Origin of the sequence: Faecalibacterium faecis (assembly GCF_040096475.1) — a bacterium.
GTDB lineage: Bacteria > Bacillota > Clostridia > Oscillospirales > Ruminococcaceae > Faecalibacterium > Faecalibacterium taiwanense.
In genome coordinates, this window is the sequence record NZ_JBBMEP010000016.1 from 1 (window position 1) to 18127 (window position 18127).

The 18127-nt window shown below is 57.8% G+C and carries 18 protein-coding genes and 1 other annotated feature; of the genes, 7 read left to right on the plus strand and 11 right to left on the minus strand.

Annotated features, from left to right (window positions below):
- Positions 1-367: 367 nt before the first annotated feature.
- Positions 368-1954, minus strand: coding sequence for an asparagine synthase B (gene asnB, locus WMO17_RS09215; RefSeq protein WP_044954057.1), 1587 nt, complete (start codon positions 1952-1954; stop codon positions 368-370).
- Positions 1955-2006: 52 nt separating this feature from the next.
- Positions 2007-2269 (minus strand) — a binding site (T-box leader).
- Positions 2270-2283: 14 nt separating this feature from the next.
- Complete coding sequence (locus WMO17_RS09220; RefSeq protein WP_097775183.1) at positions 2284-2769, minus strand: Fur family transcriptional regulator; 486 nt, start codon at positions 2767-2769, stop codon at positions 2284-2286.
- Positions 2770-3113: 344 nt separating this feature from the next.
- On the opposite strand from WMO17_RS09220, the gene WMO17_RS09225 reads away from it, so the two are divergent.
- Positions 3114-3773 carry a GntR family transcriptional regulator gene (locus WMO17_RS09225; RefSeq protein ID WP_005944527.1) on the plus strand — a complete coding sequence of 220 codons (660 nt, stop codon included), beginning with the start codon at positions 3114-3116 and terminating at the stop codon, positions 3771-3773.
- A 155-nt stretch (positions 3774-3928) separates the two neighbouring features.
- On the opposite strand, the gene WMO17_RS09230 is transcribed toward WMO17_RS09225, so the two are convergent.
- From WMO17_RS09230 to rpmG, 8 genes are all read right to left on the minus strand, one after another.
- A complete protein-coding gene (locus tag WMO17_RS09230; RefSeq protein WP_349137951.1) occupies positions 3929-5065 on the minus strand; it encodes an aldo/keto reductase in 1137 nt (378 codons plus the stop codon).
- A 348-nt stretch (positions 5066-5413) separates the two neighbouring features.
- Positions 5414-5788, minus strand: coding sequence for a 50S ribosomal protein L7/L12 (gene rplL, locus WMO17_RS09235; RefSeq protein WP_005944525.1), 375 nt, complete (start codon positions 5786-5788; stop codon positions 5414-5416).
- A gap of 73 nt (positions 5789-5861) precedes the next feature.
- Entirely contained in the window at positions 5862-6377 is a 516-nt protein-coding gene (rplJ, locus tag WMO17_RS09240) for a 50S ribosomal protein L10 (protein WP_005944524.1), read from the minus strand.
- Between the two features lie 277 nt (positions 6378-6654).
- A complete protein-coding gene (gene rplA, locus WMO17_RS09245; protein WP_005944523.1) occupies positions 6655-7347 on the minus strand; it encodes a 50S ribosomal protein L1 in 693 nt (230 codons plus the stop codon).
- Between the two features lie 57 nt (positions 7348-7404).
- Complete coding sequence (rplK, locus tag WMO17_RS09250) at positions 7405-7830, minus strand: 50S ribosomal protein L11 (protein WP_005920496.1); 426 nt, start codon at positions 7828-7830, stop codon at positions 7405-7407.
- Between the two features lie 136 nt (positions 7831-7966).
- Positions 7967-8500 (minus strand): transcription termination/antitermination protein NusG, encoded by a 534-nt coding sequence (gene nusG, locus WMO17_RS09255; RefSeq protein WP_005944521.1) that lies wholly within the window; start codon positions 8498-8500, stop codon positions 7967-7969.
- Positions 8501-8530: 30 nt separating this feature from the next.
- Positions 8531-8782 (minus strand): preprotein translocase subunit SecE, encoded by a 252-nt coding sequence (gene secE / locus WMO17_RS09260; RefSeq protein WP_097776462.1) that lies wholly within the window; start codon positions 8780-8782, stop codon positions 8531-8533.
- Between the two features lie 16 nt (positions 8783-8798).
- Positions 8799-8948, minus strand: a complete 150-nt coding sequence (gene rpmG / locus WMO17_RS09265; protein ID WP_005920501.1) for a 50S ribosomal protein L33 — start codon at positions 8946-8948, stop codon at positions 8799-8801.
- Positions 8949-9256: 308 nt separating this feature from the next.
- Here rpmG and WMO17_RS09270 point away from each other — a divergent pair, with 308 nt between their 5' ends.
- The 5 genes from WMO17_RS09270 (at position 9257) to dusB (ending at position 14726) form a co-directional block, all read left to right on the plus strand.
- Positions 9257-10348, plus strand: coding sequence for a D-alanine--D-alanine ligase family protein (locus WMO17_RS09270; RefSeq protein ID WP_097775185.1), 1092 nt, complete (start codon positions 9257-9259; stop codon positions 10346-10348).
- Positions 10341-11168, plus strand: a complete 828-nt coding sequence (murI, locus tag WMO17_RS09275) for a glutamate racemase (protein ID WP_097775186.1) — start codon at positions 10341-10343, stop codon at positions 11166-11168. Before WMO17_RS09270 ends, murI begins: the two co-directional genes overlap by 8 nt.
- Positions 11169-11183: 15 nt before the next feature.
- Positions 11184-11660 (plus strand): YwiB family protein, encoded by a 477-nt coding sequence (locus tag WMO17_RS09280; RefSeq protein ID WP_097775187.1) that lies wholly within the window; start codon positions 11184-11186, stop codon positions 11658-11660.
- 33 nt (positions 11661-11693) lie between these two features.
- Positions 11694-13508 (plus strand): arginine--tRNA ligase, encoded by a 1815-nt coding sequence (gene argS, locus WMO17_RS09285; RefSeq protein WP_207698691.1) that lies wholly within the window; start codon positions 11694-11696, stop codon positions 13506-13508.
- 198 nt (positions 13509-13706) lie between these two features.
- The gene (dusB, locus tag WMO17_RS09290; protein ID WP_044954051.1) at positions 13707-14726 is read left to right on the plus strand and encodes a tRNA dihydrouridine synthase DusB; all 1020 of its coding nucleotides are present in this window, start codon (positions 13707-13709) and stop codon (positions 14724-14726) included.
- An 8-nt stretch (positions 14727-14734) separates the two neighbouring features.
- Here the strand turns inward: dusB and yfbR are convergent, their stop codons facing one another.
- Entirely contained in the window at positions 14735-15325 is a 591-nt protein-coding gene (gene yfbR / locus WMO17_RS09295; RefSeq protein ID WP_005944511.1) for a 5'-deoxynucleotidase, read from the minus strand.
- A 131-nt stretch (positions 15326-15456) separates the two neighbouring features.
- On the opposite strand from yfbR, the gene WMO17_RS09300 reads away from it, so the two are divergent.
- Positions 15457-17844 carry a YfhO family protein gene (locus WMO17_RS09300; RefSeq protein WP_349137952.1) on the plus strand — a complete coding sequence of 796 codons (2388 nt, stop codon included), beginning with the start codon at positions 15457-15459 and terminating at the stop codon, positions 17842-17844.
- Positions 17845-18127 lie beyond the last annotated feature (283 nt).

Genomic DNA, 18127 nt, shown 5'->3' on the forward strand with positions numbered 1-18127 from the left:
AATGCCGGGCGGTCTGCGGACCGCCCGGCATTGCATTTTCACAGATGGAGCTTGGACGGCAAGGGGCGGATGCCGCGCCTGCTTCCTATGGAAGTGGCGGCGCAGCGGGGGAAGAGCTAGCCCTCTCAGCCTCGCTTCGCTCGGCAGCTCTCCCAAAGGGAGAGCCCTTGGCATGGCGGCAAGGTTTCCAGTTTCGCCAGAGCCTCTCCCTTTGGGAGAGGTGTCACCGCAGGTGACGGAGAGGGTTCCCTCTCGTGAAAAAGTAGATCGGGAAAATCCGCAGATTTTCCCGATCTACAAATTATAGAATATTCTTTCCGCTATTCATGCGCAAAGCAAAGCGGAGCGCATTCAAAATGGTCTGGCGTTACACACCGGAAGCGCCGTAGTTTGCCAGCACACGGGCCGAGGGGTCGTTGACGTTGCAGTTCGGCCATGCCTTGTTGGGCATCCAGAAGCCCACGATGGTGCGGCTCTGGTCGTGGTAGTACTTCTCAAAAATTTCGCGGTAGAACAGGCTTTCCTTGGTGAACGGCATGCAGTGGGCCGAATAGTTTGCCCGGCGCAGCTGGAACTCTTCATCGGTGTAAAGGCTCTCGGCATACTCCTTGATATCATCCACCATGCTGTGGCCCACAGCGTCCGAGAAGGCGGCCTTCTCGCGCCACAGGATCTCCGGCGGCAGCCAGTCGCCCTCAAAGGCCTTGCGCAGCAGGTACTTGCCCTTGCCGTAGCTGTTCAGCTTCTTTTCCGGGTCGATGGCCATGACGTAACGCACAAAATCCAGATCACCAAAGGGCACGCGGGCCTCGATGCTGTTGGAGGAAATGCAGCGGTCGGCGCGCAGCACATCGTACATGTACAGCTCACGGATGCGCTTCTGGCTCTCCTGCTGGAAGGCATCGGCGGTGGGGGCGTAGTCGGTGTACTTGTAGCCGAACAGCTCATCGGAAATCTCGCCGGTCAGCAGCACCCGGACATCGGTCTGCTCGTGGATGGCCTTGCACAGCAGGTACATGCCCATGCTGGCGCGGATGGTGGTGATGTCCCAAGTGCCCAGCAGGCGGATGACCTCTTCCAGACTGTTGATGACCATATCCCGGTTGATGATGATCTCGTGGTGCTCGCTGCCCAGATATTCTGCGGTCTGGCGCGCATATTTCAGATCAATGGCATCGGTGTCCATGCCAATGGCAAAGGTGCGGATGGGCTTGCCAAGCTTCTTGGCGGCAATGGAGCACACCAGCGAGGAATCCAGACCGCCGGAGAGCAGGAAGCCCACAGGGGCATCTGCGTCCAGACGCTTCTCTACGCCTGCGATCAGCTTTTCGCGGATGTTCCGCAGCACGGTGTCCATGTCGTCCTGCATGGGGGCGGGCACATCGGCAATGTCCTCATAGCGGACGAAGCGGCCATCGCAGTAGTAGCTGCCAATGGGGAAGGGCCGGATGTCGTCGCACCAGCCAATGAGGTTCTGCATCTCGGAGGCGAATGCGATCTGGTGGCTGGACTTGGAGTAGCCGTAGAACAGCGGACGGATGCCGATAGGGTCGCGGGCGGCGATGAGCCGGTCCTTGCGGGAATCGTACATGATAAGCGCGAACTCGGAGTCCATGTGGCGGAACATATCCAGACCGTACTCATAGTACAGCGGCAGCAGGATCTCGCAGTCGCAGTCGGACTGGAACTTGTAGCCGCGGCGCTTGAGGATCTCTTTCTCAAAGCGGAAGCCGTACAGCTCGCCGTTGCACACCACACAGTCGGCACCGCGGTAGAACGGCTGCATGCCTTCCGGCGTCAGGCCCATGATGGCAAGGCGGCCAAAGCCCATCAGACCAAAAGGCCCTTCCACCACACGCTGGTCGTCCGGGCCGCGCATGACCGTGCGCAGCAGGTATTCCTTGAATTTGGCGGCACTCAGATCGTGCCCGGTATAGCCCATAACACAACACATATTTCTTACCCCTCTTTTTAAATAAAAAATACGGCAGCTCATTCATCCCAATCGCTAGGACGAATATGCTGCCGTATCCGTGGTGCCACCTAAATTACCGGCATAAAACCATGCCAGTCACTTTTGTGCGCTCTCCCCGTTGAAAGCACTGCCGCGATAACGAGCGGCGCACGTCGGCCCCTACTGCTGCACAAACAGGTTCAGGGTGAAGCTTGCGGGTGTTCGTTCGGGTTTCGCTCTCTGCGCGGCTTCCACCTACCCGCACTCTCTGAAAGAGGACATTGAAACCTTACTTTTCCCGGTCAACGCTTTTTCTTGCATGCATTGTATCACGGCTTTTTGTCCGTGTCAACACAGCAGGCGCATTTTTGTGCGGTTTGACCATCAGAGTCGGACTGTTCCTCTTTTTGGGCGCAGTGGCGGCACAAACCATACAGAACGCTGCCCTCGCACTGCAGGGTAAAGCCATGCTCTGCCATCAGGTGGGCGCGCACCTCGTCCATGAAGTGGCAGTCCAGATGATAGATGCGCCCGCACTGCACGCATTTGAGGTGCAGATGCTCCCGGCAGTGGCGGCCCTCGTCCACGTACTGGAACACAGCTTTTTCGCCCTTGTCGGCAACATATTTCATGATGCGCTGCTCCCCGGCCAGCTTGTCCAGATAGCGGTACACCGTGGTGGGGTTGGGGCTTGCGCCCTGCTCTTCCAGATGCTCCAGAATGTTGGAAGCACTCACCGCGTGCTGCCGGTTGTTGATGAGATAATCTAAAATCAGTTGACGGGTCTTGGTATTGTAGCCGTCGCTTCGTGCCATAAGAGAGATCCACACCCTTTTCAATATTTTTTACATTGTAGCATATTTTTGCATTGGATGCAAAAGAACCGGGCCAAAAGAAGCGGCATTGGCTACAAGCACAAAAAAACTTGTTAATTTTGGCAAAAATGAGACATAAAAATTAGATAAAACATAAAACGCGCTAAAGTTCACAAAAAAGTATTGTAATAATTGCCCTATTATGAAATAATAGAACTGGAATACTACTTGGATTGCAGCAAGAATACAAGATGCTTTGAAGTTAGAAAGCATGCGCCCCAGAGTATTATAGGAGAAGAACCTTTTTCTTTGCAAGGGAAAAGGGAATAGGAGTTGTGCAGAACATGAAAGAAATGGAGTCGCAGACCAAAACGAGCCTGAAGCTGCAGGCATACCAGTACCTTAAGACCAAGATCCTGAACTGCGAGTACCGGCCCAACGAGTTTTTGAACGAGCAGAAGCTTTGTGCCGAGATGGGCAACATCAGCCGCACCCCCATGCGGGATGCTCTTGGCCGCTTGGAGCAGGAAGGCCTGATCACCATTCTGCCCAAGAAGGGCCTGATGGTTTCCGGCATCACCGAGGAGGACGTGCACAGCATGTTCGAGATGCGCCTGCTGGTGGAGCCTTACGCCCTGCGTACTTATGGCAGCGGCATCCCGCGGGAACAGCTGGAGACATTTGCCGAGTTGATGCATCACCCGGACAGCATCACCGACTTCTGCGAGTCGGACGATGAGTTCCACGAACTGCTCATGAGCACTTTGCCCAACAAGTACCTGCGTTCGGCGTATGACCGCATCACCGGTCTGAACACCCGCTTCCGCATCATGACCGGCAAGGTGAGCATGATCAATCAGGAGCAGACCTGTGACGAACATCTGGAAATTCTGGATGCCGCTCTGGCCGACAACTGGGACAGTGCTGCAGATTCCCTGCAGCGCCATCTGGAGCTGGCCCGCGATAAGGCGGAAAGTGTGATCAAGGTCATCCGGCTGTGGTAAGAACTGCATAAAAAAGACCGTTGCACGAAAAACGTGTGACGGTCTTTTTGTTATGAGACTCCCCCAGCCGCCTGCGGCGACAGCCCCCTCAGAGATGGGGCCTTAAAGCCTCCCTCTTTGAGGGAGGTGGCATCGCGCAGCGATGACGGAAGGAGTTACAGTGCGTCCAGCTCCTTTTGCAGTTGTGCCAGAGAATCGCGGATGGGCAGCTTCTGCGGGCAGACGGCTTCGCACTTACCACAGCGCACACAGTGCAGGGCCTTTTCGCTGTCCGGGAAGCAGGTGGTCCACTGGGCTTTGATGGCATCCTTCTGGCCGAACATGCCCAGCTTGTTCCAGATGCTGAAATTGTCCGGGATGTCCACCCCCATGGGGCAGGGCATACAGTACCGGCAGCCGGTGCAGCCAATCTTGATGCGGCGGTGCAACTCGTTGGCAACGCTTTCCACAGCGGCATTCTCGGCGGGGGAAAGCGGTTCAAAATGGCCAAAGGTGGCAAGGTTGTCGGTCAGCTGATCCTCAGCACTCATGCCGGAGAGGATCACATGCACGTTTTTGTGGCTGCCCACCCAGCGCAGCGCCCAGGAGGCATCGGTGGCATCCGGACGCAGGGCGTGCAGCGGTGCGGCGGCGTCTGCAGGCAGGGATGCCAGCGTGCCGCCCTTGATGGGCTCCATGATGATAAGCGGTACGCCACATTCTTCGGTCAGCTGATAGCCCCGGTCACCGCTGATCTCCTCGGCACGGTCGTCCCGGTCCAGATAATTGTATTGCAGCTGGCAGAAATCCCACGGCTGGTCGCGTAGAATATACTCAAATCCGGCAGAGTTGTCATGGCAGGAAAACCCAAAGTTCCGGATGCGTCCTGCGGCCTTCTGCTGCCACAGCCAGTCCACAAGGCCCATGGCTTTTGCCTTTTCGTACCGGGCCTTGTGCAGGGAGTGCAGCAGGTAGAAGTCGATGTAGTCCACGCCCAGCCGCTGCAGTTGCTCTTCAAAAATGCGCGTGGCATCGTCCAGGCTTTTGCAGCTCCACAGCGGCATTTTGGTGGCAAGATAAAAGCTGCTGCGGTCCCATTTGGCGATCACGCGGCCCACAAACGGCTCACTCTGGCCGTTGTGATAGGGATAGGCAGTATCGAAGTAGTTGACACCGGCGGCCTTAGCGGTGTTCAGCAAAGCTTCGGCGCGCGCTTCGTCAATGGTGCCGTCGGCTTTGGTGGGAAAACGCATACAGCCGTAACCCAAAAGGGAAGTGCGGATGTTGTTTTTGTTCCAGTTGCGGTGTTCCATAAACTCTCTTTTTGCGGCAGAGGAGACAAAGGCTCTGCCGTTCCTCCTGTTGAGGATAGTATAACATAGTTTTTGAGTGCAGAAAAGATACGACGATGACGATTTAGAATGCCCTCCGCTTCGCTCTGGGCATAAACAGCGGAAATCATATTTGCAGCTCCGAAACGACTGCGGTCGTTTCGGAGCTGCTTTTTCACCATAGAGTCGTAGCGTCAAATGCATTTTCCTACCGCACAGATGCCACTTGCCTTTACCGCCTCTCCTGTCATCAAACAAAAAAAGATGCCCGCACCTTTCGGTACGGGCACCTCATTGTTCAAGAATGAACGACTCTCAGAAGAGGTTCAATTACTTGACCTCGACCTTAGCGCCAGCCTCGGTCAGCTTCTTCTGGATGTCCTCAGCCTCAGCCTTGGAGACCTTCTCCTTGACAGCCTTGGGAGCGCCATCGACGATAGCCTTAGCTTCCTTCAGGCCCAGACCGGTGATCTCCTTCACCAGCTTGATGACCTGCATCTTGGTAGCGCCAGCCTCAGCCAGGATGACGTCGAACTCGGTCTTCTCTTCCTCAGCGGCAGCAGCAGCGCCAGCAGCAGCGGGAGCAGCAGCAGCAACAGCGGAAACACCGAACTCTTCGCAGTAAGCGTCGATCAGTTCCTTCAGCTCCAGAACGGACAGCTCCTTAACGGAGTCGATGATGGCAGTAATCTTCTCAGAAGCCATAGTAGTAACCCTCCAATATCAATGGTTTTGTTTGTTAGTTTCTTGTTTTGTTTAAGCAGCGGTCACGCGGCCATCAGGCAGCGGGCTCCTCCTGCTTGTCGGCATAAGCCTGCATTGCAACGGCCAGACCAGACAGAGTGCTGGTGAGGGCGCCTGCGAACATGGACAGCATGCCTTCGCGGTTGGGCAGCTTTGCGATTGCGTTGGTCTCGGCAGCGTCCATGACCTTGCCTTCCATGAAGCCAGCCTTCACGACGAACTTCTTGGACTTATCGCCATCCTGATACTTGCACAGGATGCGGGCAGCGGACATGGGATCCGCTTCGTGAGCAAAAGCGATAGCGGTATCGCCCTTGAACTGCTCAGCCAGGCCCTCCAGAGAGGTACCCTTGACAGCCAGACGCAGCATGGTGTTCTTCACGACCATGTAATCGACGCCTGCCTCACGCAGCTCCTTACGGAGCTTGGTGTCGTTCTCGACGTTAATGCCGCCGTAAGCGACGACGCAGCCGGAAACCGCACTCTCAAACTTTGCCTTCAGATCAGCGACATAAGCCTGCTTTTCAGAAAGAATCTTTGCACTGGGCATTCGGTTTCACCTCGTTTCAAAAACTTGTATCGAAAACCGGAGCAAGTATGAAAAAAGCCTCTTTCCCGCACTTGGTCGAGAAAGAGGCATAAAACAACTTTACGCACGTTTCTCGGCAGGCGGCATAGCCTTACACTGGACTCCAGTACCTGCTGTCTCAAAAACAGCATGATTATTTTACCGCAAACGTGCGGAGTTGTCAAGTCTTTTTTGAAATTTTCTGACAAAATTTTTCTGCCGCCCATACGAACGGCAGAAAAACGATCAGAACTTCAAATCAGACACCGTACTTCAGGGTGTTCAGACGGATGCCAGGGCCCATGGTGGTGGCGATGGTAGCGCTCTTGAAGTAGGTACCCTTTGCTGCAGCGGGCTTTGCCTTGGCAATAGCCTCCATCACAGTGTCCAGGTTGGCGTACAGCTTCTCTGCACCGAAAGAAGCCTTGCCCACGGGCACATGGATGATGTTCTGCTTGTCCAGACGGTACTCGATCTTACCAGCCTTGGCCTCGGAAACAGCCTTGCCCAGGTCGGGAGCAACGGTGCCGGCCTTGGGGTTCGGCATCAGGCCGCGGGGGCCCAGGACCTTACCGAGACGGCCAACGCGGCCCATCATATCGGGAGTGGTCACGACAACGTCGAAATCCATGAAGCCGCCGGCGATCTTTGCGATCAGCTCGTCATCACCGACGATATCAGCGCCAGCAGCCTCAGCAGCGGCAGCTGCGGGACCCTTGGCGATTGCGCAGACGCGGACGGTCTTGCCGGTGCCGTTGGGCAGAACGACAGCGCCGCGGACCTGCTGGTCAGCGTGACGGCCGTCAACGCCCAGACGGACGTGCAGCTCAACGGTCTCGTCGAACTTGGCAGAAGCGGTCTTGCAAGCCAGCTCCAGAGCCTCGTTCACATCATATGCCTTAGTAGAATCGACCAGCTTTGCAGCGTCGACATAGTGCTTGCCATGTTTCATTGTATATCCTCCTGTGTGGTCATGCGGGCAGTTTTATGCCCTCCCACTGTTTATGTCTCAGCCCTCGACGGTGACACCCATGGAACGGCAGGTGCCGCGAACCATGCTGCATGCAGCTTCCAGAGAAGCAGCGTTCAGGTCGGGCATCTTGGTCTTGGCGATCTCTTCCACCTGAGCGGCGGTCAGAGAAGCGACCTTTTCCTTGTTGGGCTTGCCGGAAGCGGTGTTGATGCCAGCTGCCTTCTTGATCAGAACGGCTGCCGGAGGAGTCTTGGTGATGAAGCTGAAGGAGCGGTCAGCATACACAGTGATGACGACGGGGATCACATAACCCATCTGGTTCTTGGTACGCTCGTTGAACTCCTTGGTGAATGCCATGATGTTGACACCCTTCTGACCCAGAGCAGGGCCAACAGGGGGAGCCGGAGTTGCCTTGCCGGCCTCGATCTGCAGCTTAATGTAGCCAGTAACTTTCTGTGCCATAATAAATGCACCTCCAAAAATCTGTGGTGAGTTGCGGCACGGTGTCTCCGTGCCTCCCACGAGCATGTGCACAGTGCACACGCTCTATAAGAACCGCACTGCGGTCTTACCTTGGTAAACGATTTGTGCCGGTTGGTTACGGCAGCTCGACCTGACCGATCTCCACCTCTGCGGGGGTCTCGCGGCCGAACATGTTGACCTTGAGCTTCACTTTGAAGTTCTCGGTATCGATCTCCTCCACAAGGCCCATAAAGCCTTCCAGAGGACCGGCGGTGATCTGCACGGTGTCGCCGACGTTGAAGTCGACTGCCAGAGGTGCAGCCTTTTCCACGCCCATCTTCTCTACTTCTTCAGCAGAGAGGGGAACGGGCTTGGATGCGGGGCCGACGAAGCCGGTGCAGCCGCGCGTATTGCGCACCACGTACCAGGTATCGTCGTTCATCACCATTTTGACCAGAACGTAGCCGGGGAAGAGCTTGTGCTCCACCATCTTCTGCTTGCCGTTCTTGTCAATTTCGGGAACCATCTCGACGGGAACCTTGATATCGCAGATCAGATCCTGCAGATGACGGTTCTCCACCATGGTCTGCAGGTCGTTCGCGACCTTGTTCTCATAGCCGGAATAGGTATGCACTACATACCAAAGTGCCTCATTGGATTGTTCTTCCATTTTGGTCTGCCCTCCGTTTCAAGATGATTCTCAGGCGCCGATGATCAGGCCCAGGATGCCGCCGAAGATGGCATCCAGCAGGATCATCACGACCGCTGCGATGGCGACGGTCACGAGCACGACGATGGTGTTGGTCTTAACGTCCTCTTTGGACGGCCACACCACCTTCTTCAGCTCGCTCTTGGTGTCGCGGAAGAACTTGGCACACTTGCCAAAGAAGTTCTTCACAGCGGCCTTTGCTCTGGCCACAAAGCCCGGCTTGTTCTCGGTTTTGTCTGCCATGATGCGTCCGCCTTTCTTACTTGGTTTCGCGATGAACGGTGTGCTTCTTGCAGAAACGGCAATACTTCTTCATCTCGAGACGATCGGGGTTGTTCTTCTTGTTCTTCGTGGTGTTGTAGTTGCGCTGCTTGCACTCGGTGCAGGCCAGAGTGATTTTAACGGTCATTTGTTGACACCTCCATTATAACGGTTGTTTTGAACCTCCCTCGGGTTGCGGGTGGTACCTGTAAAACAGGCGCACTTAATAACCCCGCAAAAGAGGTGATATCATTGTACCACGCACTTTTCCATCCGTCAAGCGGAAATCTTCGATTTTTGGAAAGTTTTTTTGAAAAATATCTCTTTTACCCACCGGCAGCTTTTTGGCATTCTGCTTGCATCGCGCGCATAGATATTGTATAATAAGCCAGAACGGCATTTTTACCGGTTATATCCCGCCCAGGTCTTGGGCTTTGTAAATAGGAGAGAGTTATCATGCAGTCTGAAAAAATGTGCGTTGTGCTGCTGTTCGGCGGTATGTCCAGCGAGCACGAGGTCAGCCGCGTTTCTGTGGGCAACTTCGTCAACAACATTGATCGTGAAAAATATGAGGTGCTCACTGTGGGCATCACCAAGGAGGGCCGCTGGCTGTACACCGAGGCCACGGCCGCCCAGATGGCCGATGGCAGCTGGGAAGAGCTGGCAGGCAACATGGCCTGCGTCATCAGTCCGGACCGCGCCGACCACGGCATGATCCTGTTCACCCCGGAAGGCCATGTGGAAAAAGTGCATGTGGATGTGGTCATCCCGGTGCTCCATGGCCTGTGGGGCGAGGATGGCACGGTGCAGGGCCTGCTGGAGCTGGCCGGCATCCCCTACGTGGGCTGCGGCGTGCTGGCAAGCGCGGTGTGCATGGACAAAGCCGTGGCCAATGCTCTGTTCGAGGCCAACGGTGTGCCCCACACCAGATGGCTGGCTGCCGACCGCTGGGAGATCGAGTCCGATCTGGAAGGCGTGTGCGAGGGTGTGGAAAAGAAGCTGGGCTGGCCCGTGTTCGTCAAGCCCGCAAACGCCGGTTCCAGCGTGGGCATCTCCAAGGTGTCCAGCCGTGACGAGCTGAAAAAGGCCATCGACCTTGCACTGGAAAACGACCGCAAGGTGGTGTTTGAAGCCTTTGTGGACGGACAGGAAGTGGAGTGCGCCGTGATCGGCTCCGACCCCGCCGTGGCTACCCGTCCGGGCGAGATCCTTGCCGGTGCCGAGTTCTATACCTATGACGACAAGTACAAGAACGGCGTGAGCCAGACCGTCATTCCGGCTCACCTGCCGGAAGCAAAGCTGGACGAGGTGAAGACCTACGCCGCCATGGCCTACACTGCCCTGAACTGCGAGGGCCTTGCCCGCTGCGATTTCTTTGTGGAAAAGGGTACTGGCCGGGTGCTGATCAACGAGATCAACACCTTCCCGGGCTTCACGTCCATCAGCATGTACCCCAAGCTGATGGAGCACGAGGGCCTGCCGGTGCCGCAGCTCATCGACCGGCTGATCGCGCTGGCGCTGGAAAGGAAGGAAAAGCAGCATGGATAACCGCCCGATCGGCGTATTCGACAGCGGCCTTGGCGGCCTGACCGGTGTGCGGGAGCTGCGCAAGCGCCTGCCCCACGAGGAGATCATCTATTTTGGCGATACCGGCCGCGTGCCCTATGGCAGCCGCAGCCCGGAGACCATCCTGCAGTATGCCCGTCAGGACGTGGCATTCCTGCTCTCTAAAAATGTAAAGTGCATCATGGCGGCCTGCGGCACCGTGTCCAGCACCTACCCGGCTGCAGAAGCGGCAAAGCTGCCGGTGCCCTATCTGGGCGTGGTGGATGCTGCCGCCCGGGAAGCAGCTTTTGCTACCCGCAACCGTCGCATCGGCGTGATCGGCACCGCTGCCACCATCCGCTCCCGCAGCTACGAAAAGCTGCTGCGTCAGCTGGTGCCGGGGGTGGAGATCACCGCGCAGGCCTGCCCGCTGTTCGTGCCGCTGGTGGAGGCCGGTTACGTGGACCACAGCGAGGAGAGCCGACAGCAGGTGACGAAGCTGGTGATCGCTCAGTACCTGACCGAGGTGCGTGAGGCCGGTGTGGACACCCTGATTTTGGGCTGCACCCACTACCCGCTGCTCAAGACCATGATCGGCGAGTTCATGGGCCAGAGCGTGACGCTGGTGGATCCGGCCAAGACCGCCGCCCACCATCTGGAACAGATGCTCTCCGAGCGCGGCCTGCGCGCTGCACAGGAGCACGAGGGTCAGGCGCACTTCTACGTGAGCGATGTGCCGGACAGCTTTGTGCAGACGGCAGACCTGTTCCTGGGCGAGTACAAGGGCGGCCCGGTGGATCAGATCGCCATTGATAAATATTGATAAGGACAGAAAAACGTGAGCAAACCGCTGAAGGAAGATTATATCATCCGCATCAAGAGCCGCATTGAGCAGCATGTGAAAGAGCCTGTGGAGCAGGAAGAAAAGGAAGAGTTTGTGGAGCTGATGACCCGCGGCCAGTTCGTGCAGAAGGGCGGCAGCTACTACATTACCTATAAAGAGACCGAGACCACCGGCTACGAGGGCTGCACCACCACCCTGAAAATTGCCGCCGACGGCAGCCGCGTGGCGATGCTGCGGTTTGGCAAGGGCGGCGGGGCCGGCACCCAGCTGCTGATCGAAAAAGGCAAGCGCAACCTCTGCCACTACGAGACAGGCTACGGCTCTATGACGCTGGGTGTGACCGCCGACGAGATCGAGTGCGGCCTGACCGAGAAGGGCGGCACCGCAAAGTTCGGCTACCTGCTGGATGCCAACAGCGCCGAGCTTGTGAGCCGCAACCGCCTTGAAGTGACCGTGACCCACGTAAACTGAGATATTTCCCAGACTGTGAAAGGAACCAGACCAATGACTGAATTTGAAAAGACCTACCAGAACTATAACCCCCGTCAGGCTGCGCTGGACGAGGCACGCGCTCTGCTGACTGCTGCTGCCAAGGCCGCCATGGCCGATGGTGCTCTGCCGGAAGCTGAGCTGCCCGCCTTCATCGTGGAGATCCCCGCCGATACCAAAAACGGCGATATCGCCTCCAACATCGCCATGGCCGGTGCACGCAGCTGGCGCAAGGCTCCCAAGATGATCGCGGATGCGCTGCTGGCACATCTGCCCTCCATCGAGAACAGTGTGTTTGCCAAGGTGGAAGTGGCTGGCCCCGGCTTCATCAACCTGTTTTTGGCTCCGTCCTTCTGGGCCAGTGTGGTGCTGGGTGCCTGCTCCAACAAGGAGTATGGCCGCACCGATCACGGAAAGGGCGCCAAGTACAATGTGGAATTCGTTTCCGCCAACCCCACCGGCCCCATGCACATGGGCAACGCCCGCGGCGGTGCTCTGGGCGACTGTCTGTCCGCTGTGCTGGACTGGTCCGGCTATGATGTGACCCGTGAGTTCTATATCAACGATGCCGGCAACCAGATCCAGAAGTTCGGCAAGAGCCTTGCCGTGCGCTACCTGCAGAAGTACTGCGGCGAGGAAGCCTATCCGCTGCCCGCCGAGTGCTATCAGGGCGGCGACATCAAGGTGCTGGCCGGTGAGTTTGCCGAGCTGAACGGCGACAAGTACGTTGCCGCTTGCAAGGGAATGGACGAGGAGACTCTGTTCGAGAGCGAGGCTTTTGCCGCCCTGAAGGACGCACTGGTGGCCTACGCTCTGCCCAAGAACATTGCTGCCCTCAAGCGCGATCTGGGCAAGTACCGCATCGACTACGATGTGTGGTTCCATGAGAGCACCCTGCACGAGTCCGGCGCGGTGAAGGCCGTGGTGGATAAGCTGCTGGAGCTGGGCGCATGCTATAAGGCGGAGGACGGTGCCATCATGTACCGCAGCGCCCAGTACGCTGCCAAGTACGGCACGGTGAACAAGAAAAAGACCGAGGACGGAACCGAGGAGGAAGCCAAGGACGAAGTGCTCGTCCGTGCCAACGGCATCCCCACCTACTTTGCCGCCGATATCGCCTACCACTACAATAAGCTGGCCACCCGCGGCTTTGCCAAGGCCATCGATGTCTGGGGTGCAGACCATCACGGCCATGTGGCCCGCATGAAGGGTGCCATGGATGCCATCGGCCTGAACGGCGAAGATCTGGACGTTGTGCTGATGCAGATGGTCAACCTGATGCGCGACGGCCAGCCTGTGCGGATGTCCAAGCGCACCGGCAATGCCATCACCCTGACCGACCTGCTGGAAGAGGTGCCCATCGACAGCGCACGCTTCCTGTTCAATATGCACGACGCAGGCAGCGGCATCGATTTTGACCTCGATCAGGCTGTCAAGACCGACAACGATAACCCCGTGTACTATGTGCAGTATGCCCATGCCCGCATCTGCTCCATCCTGAAAAAGATGGAGAGCGAGGGCGTGCAGTTTGCCGGTGCCGAGAAGGTGGATGCCACCCTGCTCACCGAGCCTTCCGAGATGGATCTGATCCGGATGCTGGCAGCCTTCCCGCAGGAGATCGTCATGGCGGCCGAGAAGTACGACCCCAGCCGCATCAACCGTTTTGTCATTGATCTGGCCAGCGCCTTCCACCGCTTCTACGGCAGCTGCCGCATTCAGGGCGCAGACCCCGCTGTGCAGCAGGCACGTCTGGCCCTGTGCATCGGCGTGAAGAATGCCATCTTCAACGTGCTGACCATGTTCAAGATCAACGTGCCGGAGAAGATGTAAAAAAGGCTCCCTCATTGAGGGAGCTGTCGAGCGAATGCGAGACTGAGGGAGTTTTCTACAGGAACTCCTTCCGTCATCGCCTGCGGCAATGCCACCTCCCTCAGTGAGGGAGGCTTATGCCGTACCCGAAAGGATTCGCACGGTAATACCCAGCTCCCCTGCGGGGGAGCTTTTTTCGATAACAGCGAGGAACAACCAATGGAACCTTTGAAAATCGGCAATATCATCCTGCCCCACCGGGCGGTGTTCGGCCCGATGGCGGGCTTTACGGATGCACCCTGCCGCCGCCTGATGGCCCAGCACGGTGCGGGTTTTACTGTGAGCGAAATGGTGTCCAGCCGGGCGCTGGTGTACGGCGACCACAAGACGGTGAGCCTGCTCAAGGCCGAACCCAACGGTGCACCCTATGGCGTGCAGATCTTTGGCGAAGTGCCCGAGATCATGGGCGAAGCCACCGCCGCCATCGAACAGTACGAGTTCGACTTTGTGGATATCAACATGGGCTGCCCGGCCCCCAAAATCGTTTCCGGCGGCGCAGGCAGCAAGCTGATGCTGGACCCGGACCGCTGCGGGCGCATCGTGGAGCAGGTTGTGGCAAATACAAAACGGCCTGTCACCGTGAAAATGCGCAAGGGCTGGGATGCCGACCACATCACTGCAGTGGAGTGTGCCAAGGCCTGTGAGCAGGCCGGCGCAGCCCTCATTGCGGTGCACGCCCGTACCCGGGAGCAGATGTACACCCCCGGCATCGACCCGGAGATCATTGCCCGGGTGAAGGATGCCGTCAGAGTGCCGGTGCTGGGCAACGGCGACATCCACTCGGCAGAGGATGCGGTGGAGATGATGCAGGCCACCGGCTGTGACGGCGTGATGATCGCCCGGGGCGCGCTGGGCGACCCGTGGCTCTTTGAGCGGGTGAACGCCGCCATTGAAGGCCTGCCCGCACCCAAGGCACCCAACCTGCAGGCCCGCATGAATGCGCTGCGCCGTCAGGTGGAGGAGATGGTGGAGCAGAAGGGCGAGTTCGTCGCCATGCCGCAGGCCCGCTCTCAGACCATGCACTATATGAAGGGGCTGAAAGGTGCGGCCAATCTGCGCCGCTACTGCTGCACCCTGACCCATCTGGAAGATCTGGACGAGCTGATCGATGCTGTTTTTGAAGAGCAGCGCAAAGCGGGCATCGACCCGGACGACGTGCGCGAGGTGCCGTTTCCGTAAGGGGAATATTACTGCTGCCGGGTCAGCTCATCCAGATTCTGGGTGTAACAGGGCAGACAGTGCTCTATGAACCAGTCGGCTTCCGGGCAGTGCATGGCCTGCAGGGCCGCTTTCTGCTGGGCCAGCGCCGCGTCAAACTCGTGGTTGCCGCTGCGCTGCTCCTCCGTGCATTTGATGAGGGCGCTCAGCCGGTCGGCGGCCTTCAGCAGGCGCTTTTCCTCGGCGGTGAGCAGTTCCCCGGAGATGAACGGGGACAGCTCTTCGCTCAACTCGTCCGGCAGAAGGCCGGTCATGCAGCGCACGCTCTCGGTTTCCAACGCCTTGTAGGCATCCCGCAGGGTGGGGCTGCTGTACTTGACCGGTGTGGGCATGTCGCCGGTAATGATCTCCGGCGCGTCGTGGTACAGCGCCGCCACTGCTACCGTTTTGGGGCGGCAGGGCGTGCCGGTGTACCGCCGTGCAATCAGGCAAAGCATGTGGGCCAGCAGGGCGGTATCGCAGGTGTGCTCGCTGAGAGATTCGGCCCGGGTGGAGTGCATCAGGCTCCAGCGGGTAATGTATTTCATGCGCGCCAGCAGGGCGCTGAACGGGTACAGCATGGCAGCTTCCTCCTTTTTTCTCCAACATACCTGTCCGGCAGAGCGTTGTCAAGCCCTTTTTTCTGTGCAGTGTTCGTGCTATACTAAAATAAACCAACTTTCTGCCGCTTTGGCAGAGAAAAGAGGAAACCATGGAGCGGTCTGGTACTGCCCGGCAGCCGCAGCTGCTGGGACAAAAAAAGGATAAATTCTGGCTGACGGTGGGCCTGTGTGCCCTCACGGCGGCCCTGTTCTTTCTGCCGTTTTATATCATCGACGGCGGCTTTTTCCACTATGCAGGCGATTTCAACAGCCAGCAGATCAGCTTTTACCGCTATATGAACGGCTTTATCAAGGGCGCAGGCTACCCGGACAGTGCGTTCACCTCGGTGCACAATACCTTCTCATGGGCTACCGACCTTGGCAGCGGCGTGATGAACGCCTATTCGTTCTACCTGTACGGCTCGCCGTTCTTCTGGTTCTCGCTGCTCTTCCCGCAGGGGTGGCTGCCCTACCTCATGGTACCGCTGCTGGTGCTCAAGTTTGCCGTGGCGGGCGGCGGTGCGTACCTGTATCTGCGCCGCTACGTCAAAAATATCGACTACGCCGTGCTGGGAGCCTGTCTGTATACCTTCTCCGGCTTTACGGTATACAATGTGTTCTTCAACCACTTTGTAGATGTGGTGGCGCTGTTCCCGTATCTGCTGTGGTCGCTGGACGAGGCCCTTTACAACGACCGCCGCAGCTGGTTTGCGTTCTGGGTGGCGGTGAACCTTGTCAACAACTACTTCTTCTTCATCGGTCAGGTGGTGTTTCTGGCCATCTACTTCATCTGCAAGCTCAGCACAAGGGACTTCCGTCTCACTGCAAAAAAGTTCGGGCTGCTGGCCTTTGAAAGCCTGCTGGGCGCTGCCATGGGCAGCATCCTGCTGGTGCCTGCGGTGCTCTCCATTTTGCAGAACCCGCGCACCATCGACCTTTCCTCCGGCTGGGGCTTTCTGACCTACAGCAAGGTGCAGCAGTACCTTGCAATTCTCGTCAGCTGGATCATGCCGCCGGATTCTCCCTACCTCACATCCATCTGGTCGGAGGGCGTGATCAAGTGGACCAGCATGTCGGCCTATCTGCCGCTGTGCAGTCTGGCCGGTGCCGTGGCCTACTGGAAAGCCAAGTGCGGCGACAGTAAAAAGCGCATCGTGGGCACCTGCGCCGTGTTCGCACTGGTGCCCATCCTGAACAGTGCGTTCTACGCCCTCAATTCCAGCTACTATGCGCGCTGGTACTATATGCCGGTGCTGGTGCTGGCCGCAATGACCGTGAACGCGCTGGAAGACCACAACACCGATCTGGACAGCCCGGCCCGCGGCATCAGCTGGCTGATGATCGCCACGGTGGCCTTTGCGGTGGTGCCGGTGCAGGACAGCGACACCGGCAGCTGGTCGTTCGGCGTGCTCAAGAACCCCGGTCAGTACTGTGCGGTGCTGGGCTTTGGCCTGCTGGGCCTGCTGCTGTACCGCTATCTCTGCCAGAAGTGGCGGGGCGACAGCCGCTTTGCCCAGCGCCTGACGGCGGCAGTGCTGGCGTTTGCCTTCCTGTTCAGCGTGGTGCACATCGGCATTGGCAAGTTCGGCCAGTGGTATACCGACAGCGACCTTGTGAAGCAGGACACCAACGCCCTGCTGTTGAAAAACGACCTGCCCGAAGGCGATTACCGCGTGGATACGTACAAGATCCACGACAACATCGGTATGTGGCTGGATAAGAGCTGCCTGCAGTATTTTGGCAGCACGGCAGCCCCCAGCATCCTCAGCTTCTACCCGGCGCTGGGGGTCAAGCGGGATGTGCGCAGTGAGCCGGAGCTTTCCAATTATGCACTGCGGGGCCTTTTGAGTGTGGAGTACCTTATCACCACGCCGGAAAAGCAGACCGACTTTGAAAACGAAGCCGACGACGGCTGGGAATATGCCTTTGCAAAGGACGGCTATGCGGTCTACCGCAACACGAACTACGTGCCCATGGGCTTTGCCTATGACTATTACCTCACCCAGACCGAGTACGAGGAGACAGCCAAGGCCACCCGCGCAAACCTCCTGATGCGTGCACTGGTGCTTACCGACGAGGATGCTGCAGTCTACGGCAAGTACCTCACCCATCTGCCGGAGGGCAGACGGGAGGAGCTGTACTATGAGTCCTACGTGCAGGACTGCCGCGAGCGCCGTGCCACGGCTGCCAGTGTGTTCCAGATGAACAATTCGGGCTTCCACGCCGGGATCACGCTGGAAAAAGAGAACCTCGTGTTCTTCTCCGTGCCTTACGATGACGGCTTTACGGCCTATGTCAACGGGCAGGAGGCCGACATTGTGGAGGTGGACGAGGGATTGATGGCTGTGCTGTGCCCGGCAGGTGAAAACAGCATCGATTTTGTCTACCAGCCCGACGGCATCCGGCTGAGCCGTGCGCTGACTTTGGGCGGCATTGTGGTATGGCTGGCGTACACGGCGTACTTCGTCTGGCGCAAGCGCCGCACAAAGCGGGCCTGATGCACGGAAGAATGACTTTGTGCTGTAGAAAAAAGAAATTTTTGAAATTTCCCCTTGACTTTATGCCAATAAAGTGTATAATGCAATCAAACCGATGAGGCGGAAGAGAACCTGCACAGCGCATCTTCAGTGAGCCCGGACAGTGAAAACGGGCGAGAGCGGGGCAGAGCTTCGTGGGCCGCCGAGGGCCGGGCAAATGGGCAGCAAGCCTTAGTAGCTTTGGACGGAAGTCTCCGTTACAGGACAGGGGAGTGTTGGCTCTCCGTGAGAGGCTCTGCAGTTT